Here is an 8,208-nt window from a genome sequence, read left to right as displayed (position 1 = left end):
CGGCTACGAGCTCGCGTCGCCGTTGTCGATGCGCTGCACGACGGAGCTCATGCCCAGTTGGCGAGACCTGCACCGGCAGCGGGTTCGCTGGTACAAGGGCATGCTCGACAACCTCGCGGCCTATGGTGTGACCCGTACGACCCTGCGGTACCACGGCCAGCAAGTGATGCTCACGCTGAGCGCGATCATGCTGGCCACGCTTGTCGGCCTCACCGTCCTTGCCGCGGTAACCGGCACCTTCCAGTTGGTGCCGTTTTGGCTCGCGATCGGCGGGGTGTTCCTGGTCGAGCGCCTCACGACCGTGTGGCAGGCCGGCTGGCGAGCTCGCGCCCTGGCGGCGGGGATTCTGCCTGAGTTGTTCTACGACCTTGCCTTGCAGCGTGCGTACCTCCACGCGGTGTGGCTGCACCACACGGGGCGGGACGCGGGCTGGCACCACGTCACCTCCAGTGACGACGGGAGGGCCCGCGTGCCCGTCAGTACCGGACGCGCTGGCGCAGGCGGGTAACCAGTTCCGCACGCCCGTCGATCCCGAGCTTGCGGTAGACGCGGTTCAGGTGGTTCTCCACGGTCGACGTGGAGATGAGCAGCCGGCCGGCGATCTGCTGGTTGGTCATGCCGCTCTCGACCAGGAGCGCGACCTCGCGCTCGCGTGCGGTAGTGCCGTCCAGCGCGTCGATCTCGTCGATCGCCGAGACCATGGCGTCGGGGAGCAGGTCGTCCGCCCGGACCTCGGCGACCAGCCTCCCGGCCTCGTCCTCGTCGCCGCGGGCTCGCAGGCCCCGAAGGGCGTGGTGCAGGGCGCGCGCGGCGTACAGCCCCGCGCCGTGCCGGAGCGCGAGCCGGTACAGGCGGAGCGCGGGCGCTGGGTCGTCCCCGACGATCACTTCGGCGAGCTGGGCGAGCGCCTCAAGCCCGAGGGAGTGCGAGCCGTCGAGCATGTCGCGCACACGGCGGGCCCGCTCGCCGTCGGGCATGGCCTCCAGGGACAGGACGCCCATGGCGGCGGCCGCGACGGTGTACCCGCGCTCAGCGAGCACCTCCGCCTCCTGCCAGAACGCGTCCGCCTCCCCCCGCGGGTCTGCGGCGGCCATGGCGGCGGCAACGCCGTCGAACCAGCCGATCGACATGAAGGGCCAGGGCCCGGGCAGCCGGGACACGCCCCGCGCCTGCCGCGCGAGCATGCGTGCCGCCTCGGTTCGGCCCTGCCGGAGGGCGACGAAAGCGCCGATGACCAGGTTGCCGACGGCGAGCTGTGCCTGACGGGCGGGGATCAGTCCGAGCGACAGCACGGTGCCGACGTGGTCGCGTAGCTCGTCGAACCGCCCCGCGAGAGCCAGCGCGAACGCCTTGACGTATCCGTGCGCCCACAGGCCCTCAATGTCCTGTCCGGCCATGGCCTCGTCCATATGGCGTGAGGCCCACGCCAGGCTTCCCCGGGCGTCGCCCGTGAGCAGCAGCGCGAGCCCACGGGCCACAGCACGAGGCCGTGCCAGGACGGAGAACTGCGGCTCGAGCGCGTCGTCGGCCAGCCGCGCTTCCGGCTCCAGGTCGCGGAGAATGCGGACCGCGTCGTCCGCGCTGCCAGTGGTGACGAGGGTCTCGGCCTCGACCAACGTCCGCAGGGTCGTGACGACCGGCCCGCCAGCGCAGGCAGGGATCGGGTCGGCCGGAACCTTCTCGAGGGTCAGCCCCAGGCGCCGCCCGAGCAGCTCGAGGATGTCGGCCGTGTCGGGGTCCGCCGCCATCACTTCGGTCGGCAGCGGGCGGCGCAGGCTCGCCCGGGCCGCGGGCATGTCACCCTCGAGGATCGCCAGCTGGATCGCGGCCAGTGAGCGGAGCTGCACCACGGCCAGCGGGTCCCCGACCTCCGGCGTCTCCGCGACGATCCGCTTCGCGACCGCCTGGTTCGCGCCGACCATGAGGAGTGTCTCGAGGTAGCGCGTCGCCGTGGTCGGCGTGGGCTCGTCCCGCCATTCGGCTGCCCGGACCAGCTGTAGGCGCGCCGCCTGCTGCGCGAGGTAGCGATCGAGCACCACCGCGCGCTCACGACCCTCCACCGTCGAGAAGCTCTCCACCGCGTGCGCGCGCCGCAGCGCGCCCTCGGAGCTGATGGCGGCGGCATCCTCGGGGCTCGCGTCCTGGCTGAACGCCTCCTCGATTTCTCGGGAGAGACGCATCATCACCGTGTCGCGTCCGGCATGCCGCAGGTGCTCCGCGATGAGCGGCGGGTAGAGCCCGACGAGCGTCGTGCGGCCCTGTGGCAGCGTGCGCAGGAGACTCCTGGCGTCGAGTTCCTCCAGCACCGACCACGGCACGATCCGCCCGGCGGCCGTCGTCGAAACCGGTCCCGTGAGCGCGAGGGACCGGACGGCGTGCAGGGCCGGGCCCTCGAGCCCGACGAGCAGGTGGTCAACCACCTCGCCCAGGTCCGGCGTCCAAAGCTCGCCGCGCGCCCGCCATGTGCCGTCGACCTCGACGAGCCGTTGCCCCCGCCGCGCCGCCCGCACGATGGCGTCGGCGAGGCCCGGCATCCCGCCGGACTTCGCGTGGACGCGCCCCGCCGTGGTCGCCTCGATCGGACCGCCCAGGAGGCTCTCGGCCAGCTGCGCGGTCTCCTCGTAGCTGAGCGCCGGCACCGCCATCCGGACGACGGGGCTGACCGCGGCGGAGAGCGACGCCCGGCCTTCCTCCAGGGTGGCGTACGGGCGGGTGGCAGTGACCAGGGGGAACGGCCGCCGCCCCCATGCCGCGACGAGCGCCCCGATCGACGACCGGTCCAGATCGTCCGCATCGTCCACCAGCAGCACGAGGCTTCGGTCCTCCGCGAGCTCGTGCACTGCGGTGACGTACGTGGCGAGCAGGGACGGGCCCCGGACAGGCCGCAGCCGCCCGAGCTCGCTGACCGCCAGTGCCTCGAGGTCCTGGTCGCGCAGCGCGAGCGCACCCCGGAGCCGCACCACCCGGTGTCCAGCATCATCGAGCAGGTCGCCGGCCCGGGAGAGGAGCGACGTGCGCCCGGAGCCCGGGAGCCCCGTCAACACCACGCTGCCGCCCCCGCGCACCTCCCGCACGATCTCGGTGGTGAGCTCTTCATGGAGCTGCGGCAGGGACATGGCATCACCCTATGAACACGAGAACCCCACCGCGCGAGGAGGCATCACGCATCCTGCAGGCCTTCTGCGAGGCCGGCGATGACCCGCTCAACCCCCGCCGCCCGTGAAGCCCAGCACCCCGGCCGACAATGCCTGACTCCCTGCGACGTGCGATGCCGGGAGACGGGCGCACTCCTCAGGCGTAGGCCCCCCGGTCAAGCCCCCAGCGGCCGTTCCGGGTTCCAGCGGGCAAAGCAAGAGGCCCCCTGGCCAGCGTTTCCGCTGTTCAGAGGGCCTCTCTGGTGGTCGGGGTGACAGGATTTGAACCTGCGACCTCTTCGTCCCGAACGAAGCGCGCTACCAAGCTGCGCCACACCCCGAAGGACCTGCTCCCACGCCGCAGGACCTACGTCCTCGTGCGGAAGCCTGCTCAGAATAGCCGACGATCCGGCCTGGACGAAAACGAGATCCGGCTACCGGGCGGTGAACGTGAGCAACGTCGCCTCCGGGCGGCACGCGAAGCGCACCGGGGCGTACGGCGAGGTGCCCGCGCCGGCCGACACGTGCAGCCACGCGGAGCCCGCGCCGCCCGTCTCGTCGGGCCTCGGACCGGGCCAGCCGTGCAGGCCGCTGGCCCGTCGCCGGTCGATGTCGCAGTTGGTGACGAGCGCGCCGACGCCCGGCAGCCGCAGCTGCCCGCCGTGCGTGTGACCCGCGAGGACGACGTCCGCGCCGTCGGCCTGCATCCGGTCCAGCACGCGCCGGTACGGGGCGTGCGTGACGCCGAGGTGCAGCACCGCGTCGTCCGGCGTGCCGCCGGTGGTGGCCGACGGCGGGGGGAAGTCGTCACGGTCCAGGTGCGGGTCGTCGACGCCCACCAGGGACAGCAGCCGGCCGTCGGCCTCGACCGTGTCGCGCCGGTTGGTGAGGTCCCGCCACCCGGCGGCGACCATCGCGCCGGCCAGCTCGTCGGAGGGCAGCTCGGCCGGGCGGGTGTGCACGATGCGGGTGTCGCGCCGCAGGTACCGCGCCGGGTTCTTCGGCACCGGCGCGTAGTAGTCGTTCGATCCCATGACGAACGCGCCGGGCGCCGTCGTGAGCAGGGGGGTGAGCGCCTCCAGCAGCGGCCCGAGCGCGTCGCGGTGGGCCAGGTTGTCGCCGGTGTTCACCACCAGGTGCGGCTCGTACTCCGCCAGCGACTGCACCCAGGCGATCTTGCGGCTCTGCGACGGCGTGAGGTGCAGGTCGGACACGTGCAGCACCCGCAGGTCGGGCTCGCCCGCCGGCAGCACCGGAACCGTGGCCCGGCGCACCGTGAAGAGCTTGGTCTCCAGGTGGGCGTAGCCGAGTCCCGCGACGCCGGCGGCGACGAGCCCGCCCGCGACCTGCCAGCCGGGGGTCAGTTGTCGCCCCAGGCGTCGCCGAGCGACTCCCAGTCACCGTTCTGGACGGCGTCCCAGGCGGCCGCCGCGTCGGCGCGGCCGTTCCCGTTGCCGTTGCCGCCGCGGTCGTTGCCCTCGTCGCCCTTGGGCTCGTTGCCCTTGTCGCCGCCGTTGTCGCCGCCGTCGTCGTCGCTCGTGTCGCCGCCGTCGTCACCGCCCGACGAGGGCGGCGGGGCCGTGACACCGATCATGGACTGGTCGGGGGCGCCGAAGCTCTTCACCGGGACGTCCTGGATCGCCTTGTCCATGTACTCCTTCCACGCCGGGGCGGCGATCGTCGAGCCGTACAGCACCTTGTAGTACTGGCCGTTGACGACGTTGCCCTCGGTGTGGTCCTCCATCGGCTTGTCGGCGTTGCCGACCCACACGGAGGTCGAGAGGTTGGGCGTGAAGCCGGTGAACCACGTCTGGGCGGAGAGCTGGGACGTTCCGGTCTTCCCGGCGACCTGACGGCCGTCGGCCAGACCGCCGAGCCGCCGCGCGGTGCCGTCGGTGAAGACCTTCTCCATCGCGTACACCACGGTGTTCGCGACGTTGGACGGCAGGGCGTCCTTGTCGCACTTGGCGTCAGGGACGTCGTACTCCTTGCCGCCGGGGCCCGTGATCGCGGTGATCGCGACGGGGGAGCAGTACGTGCCGCCCGAGGCGAGCGTCGCGTAGGCGGCGGCCTGGTAGAGCGGCGTCGACTCCTGGGTGCCGATGATCATCGGTGCCTGGATGTCGATGTCCTTCTCCTCCGGGGACGTCACCACGCCGCCGTTGCTGTCCTTGTGGACCGAGCGGGTGGGCCGGAACCCCATGTCCCACGCGGTGCTGCGCAGCTTGCAGAGGTTGAGCTCGTAGCCCATCGACGCGTAGGCGGTGTTCACGGACTCGTACGTGGCCTGCAGGGCGCTGATGTACCCGCGCCCGCCGCCCTCGGAGTTTCCGGGCTGCCAGGTCTCGGGGCCGAGCCACTGGACGCACGGCTTGGTCTGGAAGTTGCCCACCACGCGGGTGACCTCGTTCGCGTTCACGCGCTCCGACAGCGTGTGACCCTCCTTGAGCCACTCGGCCAGCACGAACGGCTTGAAGTTCGAGCCCACCTGGAAGCCACCGGACGCACCGTGGGTCGGGTCGGCCGCGTAGTTGACGCGCGTGGTCCCCTCCTTGCCCTCGGAGGGCGTGTAGGGGATGTTCTGCGCCATCGCGAGGATCTTCCCCGTGCCCGGCTCGACGGACGCAATGGCCGACTGCAGGCCGCTCGAGTCACCGGCGGGGACGGCGTTCTTGACCGCCTTGGCGGCCGCCTTCTGCTTCTTCGGGTCGAGCGTGGTGTGGATCTCGAGGCCGCCGCGGTACAGCAGCTGCTGGCGCTCGGCCTTCGTCTCGCCGAACACCGGGTTGGTGACGATCTCCTTGGTGACGTAGTCGCAGAAGAACGCGGAGTCCGCGGCCGCGGCGCAGCCGATCTCGGTGGGGTTGACGTCGAGCGACTTCTTGATCGGCGTGTCCTTGGCCTCGTCGCGCTCCTCGGTGGAGATGTACCCGAGCTTCCACATGTTCTGCAGCACGAGGTCGCGACGCTCCTTGGCGTCCTTCGGGTTCACCGTGGGGTCGAAGCGGCTCGGCGACTTCGTGATGCCGGCGATGGTCGCGGCCTCGACGATGCTCAGCTCGGAGGCGTGCTTGTCGAAGTAGTAGCGGGCCGCGGCCTCCACGCCGTAGATGCTGCGCGACCCGAACTGCGCGGCGTTGAGGTAGCCCTGCAGCACCTCGTCCTTCGTCATCGTCTTCTCGAGGGAGATGGCCATCTTCGCCTCGGTGAGCTTGCGGGAGATCGAGTCCTCGCTCGCCTTGATGACGCCGAACTGGTCGCCGTCCTGCAGCGCCTGGTCGATGAGCATGTTCTTCACGTACTGCTGCGTCAGCGTCGACGCACCCTGCGTGGCGTGGCCGGCCACGTTGTTGGCCAGCGCGCGCGTCATGCCCTGCACGTCGATGCCGCCGTGCTCGTAGAAGCGCTCGTCCTCGATGGCGATCACCGCGTGCTGCATCGGCTCGGAGATCTCGTCCAGCGGCACCACGATGCGGTTCTGCGCGTAGAACGTGGCCAGCAGCTTCCCGTTCGCGGCGTAGATGCGCGACTGCTGCGACATCGGCCGCGGCTCCAGCTCCGCGGGCACCTCGTCGTAGATCGCGACCGTGCTGTCGGCCGCGGCGTTGGCTCCCGCCACCATCGGGATGACCAGCCCGGCGGCGAGGACGCCGCCGACACCGGCCGCGAGGACGAACGCGAGAAGCAGCGCGACGAGCTGCGTCGCCGGCATCGTGCGCGTGATGCGGCGAGGGTCGGATTTGGCCATGCCCACCAGGGTACGGGCTGAGCCTGAGGCGGCACGGCCGCGACGCCGGTCCCGCTGTGCAGATCGTGTGGACCCGTCGTGGGAGCGACGGGACGACGGCGCTCGGGTCGGTCGCTGGTTACGATCGCGGCATGGCTACCACGTGGGAGTACGCGACCATCCCCCTGCTGATCCACAACACCAAGGCGATCCTCGACCAATGGGGGGCCGACGGGTGGGAGCTCGTCCAGGTCGTCCCGGGCCCCGACAGCACCAACCTGGTCGCCTACCTCAAGCGCCCTTCCGGCGGGCAGTGATGAGCGCCTCGCCCGAGGCCCGGCTCGCCGAGCTCGGCATCACCCTCCCCGACGTCGCCGCACCCGTCGCGGCCTACGTCCCCGCCGTCCGCTCCGGGAACTACGTCTACACGGCGGGCCAGCTGCCCTTCGTCGACGGCGCGCTGCCGCTGACCGGCAAGGTCGGCGCCGCCGTCTCGCCGGAGGAGGCCGCCGACCTGGCCCGCACCTGCGCGCTCAACGGGCTCGCCGCCGTCCGCTCCCTCGTGGGCACCCTCGACGGCGCGCGGATCGTCAAGGTGACGGGCTTCGTCGCCTCCGACCCGTCGTTCACCGGCCAGCCCGGCGTCATCAACGGCGCCTCGAACGTCCTCGGCGAGATCTTCGGCGACGCGGGAGTGCACGCGCGCTCCGCGGTGGGGGTGGCGGTGCTTCCGCTCGACTCTCCGGTCGAGGTGGAGCTGGTCGTCGAGGTTTTGTGAGGTTCTGTCCGTAGCTCCTGGTTGCGGACGCGGGTGGGGACGAGGTCCTGCGCCAGGTCGCGTTCACGGGCCCCAGGGGGCCCTCCACTTCGGGACGTCTACGACCTGGCGAAGGACCTCGTCCCCACCCGCTCCTGCACCGTCTCGCGCGTCGCTACCTCAAGACGCTCTCGACGACGGGGGTGACGGCGCAGCGCGTCGCGCGGTCGCTGGCCGGACAGGGAGAGGGTCGCGGGAGCTCCGGCCTGGGATCGACTCGTGCTCGACGGCGACCACGGCCCCATCTTCATCAAGCGGGTGGCCAGCTCCCCGCAGCGTCACACCAGCTCGGCGACAGCAGGTCGCGAGGGACGGGCTCCCCGGCCGGGGTACAGCACAGGCAGATCCCCCCAAGGCGAGCGAGCGTGCCCTCACCCCGACCGCACGCGACGTCGCGCAACCTCGGGCCACGGGGCGGGCGACGACGTCGCGGGGTGCGCGCCGTCGTCGGGCATCAGGGCCGTGAGAGACAGCAGAGCAGGCGGGAGGGGCATTCTTCGCCGGGTCGTAGAAGTCCCGAAGTGGAGGGC

At 71.7% G+C, this 8,208-nt stretch carries 5 protein-coding genes, 1 tRNA gene and 1 pseudogene; 3 read left to right on the top strand and 4 right to left on the bottom strand.

Features of this window, described 5'->3' with window-relative positions; all coding sequences use genetic code 11:
- Nucleotides 1–508: pseudogene (locus ACFWEK_RS15795) on the top strand (glycosyltransferase family 2 protein); the annotation flags it as partial.
- Here the strand turns inward: ACFWEK_RS15795 and ACFWEK_RS15790 are convergent.
- The 4 genes from ACFWEK_RS15790 to ACFWEK_RS15775 all read right to left on the bottom strand — a co-directional run bounded on the left by ACFWEK_RS15790 (nt 477) and on the right by ACFWEK_RS15775 (nt 6,882).
- Nucleotides 477–2,840, bottom strand: a complete 2,364-nt coding sequence (locus ACFWEK_RS15790) for a LuxR C-terminal-related transcriptional regulator (protein WP_430546112.1) — start codon at nt 2,838–2,840, stop codon at nt 477–479. The pseudogene ACFWEK_RS15795 and the gene ACFWEK_RS15790 overlap by 32 nt on opposite strands.
- A 558-nt stretch (nt 2,841–3,398) precedes the next feature.
- Nucleotides 3,399–3,475, bottom strand: a tRNA-Pro gene (locus ACFWEK_RS15785).
- A 93-nt stretch (nt 3,476–3,568) separates the two neighbouring features.
- Nucleotides 3,569–4,498, bottom strand: a complete 930-nt coding sequence (locus ACFWEK_RS15780; protein ID WP_430554641.1) for a metallophosphoesterase — start codon at nt 4,496–4,498, stop codon at nt 3,569–3,571.
- Entirely contained in the window at nt 4,495–6,882 is a 2,388-nt protein-coding gene (locus ACFWEK_RS15775) for a transglycosylase domain-containing protein (protein ID WP_430554640.1), read from the bottom strand. Before ACFWEK_RS15775 ends, ACFWEK_RS15780 begins: the two co-directional genes overlap by 4 nt.
- Nucleotides 6,883–7,013: 131 nt before the next feature.
- Here ACFWEK_RS15775 and ACFWEK_RS15770 point away from each other — a divergent pair, with 131 nt between their 5' ends.
- Nucleotides 7,014–7,178 (top strand): DUF4177 domain-containing protein, encoded by a 165-nt coding sequence (locus tag ACFWEK_RS15770; protein WP_139820690.1) that lies wholly within the window; start codon nt 7,014–7,016, stop codon nt 7,176–7,178.
- Nucleotides 7,178–7,639: a RidA family protein gene (locus tag ACFWEK_RS15765; RefSeq protein ID WP_430546114.1), complete on the top strand. Its 462-nt coding sequence runs from the start codon at nt 7,178–7,180 to the stop codon at nt 7,637–7,639. Before ACFWEK_RS15770 ends, ACFWEK_RS15765 begins: the two co-directional genes overlap by 1 nt.
- Nucleotides 7,640–8,208: the final 569 nt, after the last annotated feature.

Source organism: Isoptericola sp. NPDC060257 (assembly GCF_042726645.1).
Lineage (GTDB): Bacteria > Actinomycetota > Actinomycetes > Actinomycetales > Cellulomonadaceae > Isoptericola > Isoptericola nanjingensis.
Note: the sequence above shows the minus strand (reverse complement) of the source record. Positions and strands in the feature narration are given on the sequence as shown.

Excerpts from the sequence above, each read along its gene's own strand:
- ACFWEK_RS15775 (WP_430554640.1), bottom strand. The coding sequence starts at position 6,882 with ATGGCCAAATCCGACCCTCGCCGCATCACGCGCACGATGCCGGCGACG.
- ACFWEK_RS15770 (WP_139820690.1), top strand. The coding sequence starts at position 7,014 with ATGGCTACCACGTGGGAGTACGCGACCATCCCCCTGCTGATCCACAAC.
- ACFWEK_RS15765 (WP_430546114.1), top strand. The coding sequence starts at position 7,178 with ATGAGCGCCTCGCCCGAGGCCCGGCTCGCCGAGCTCGGCATCACCCTC.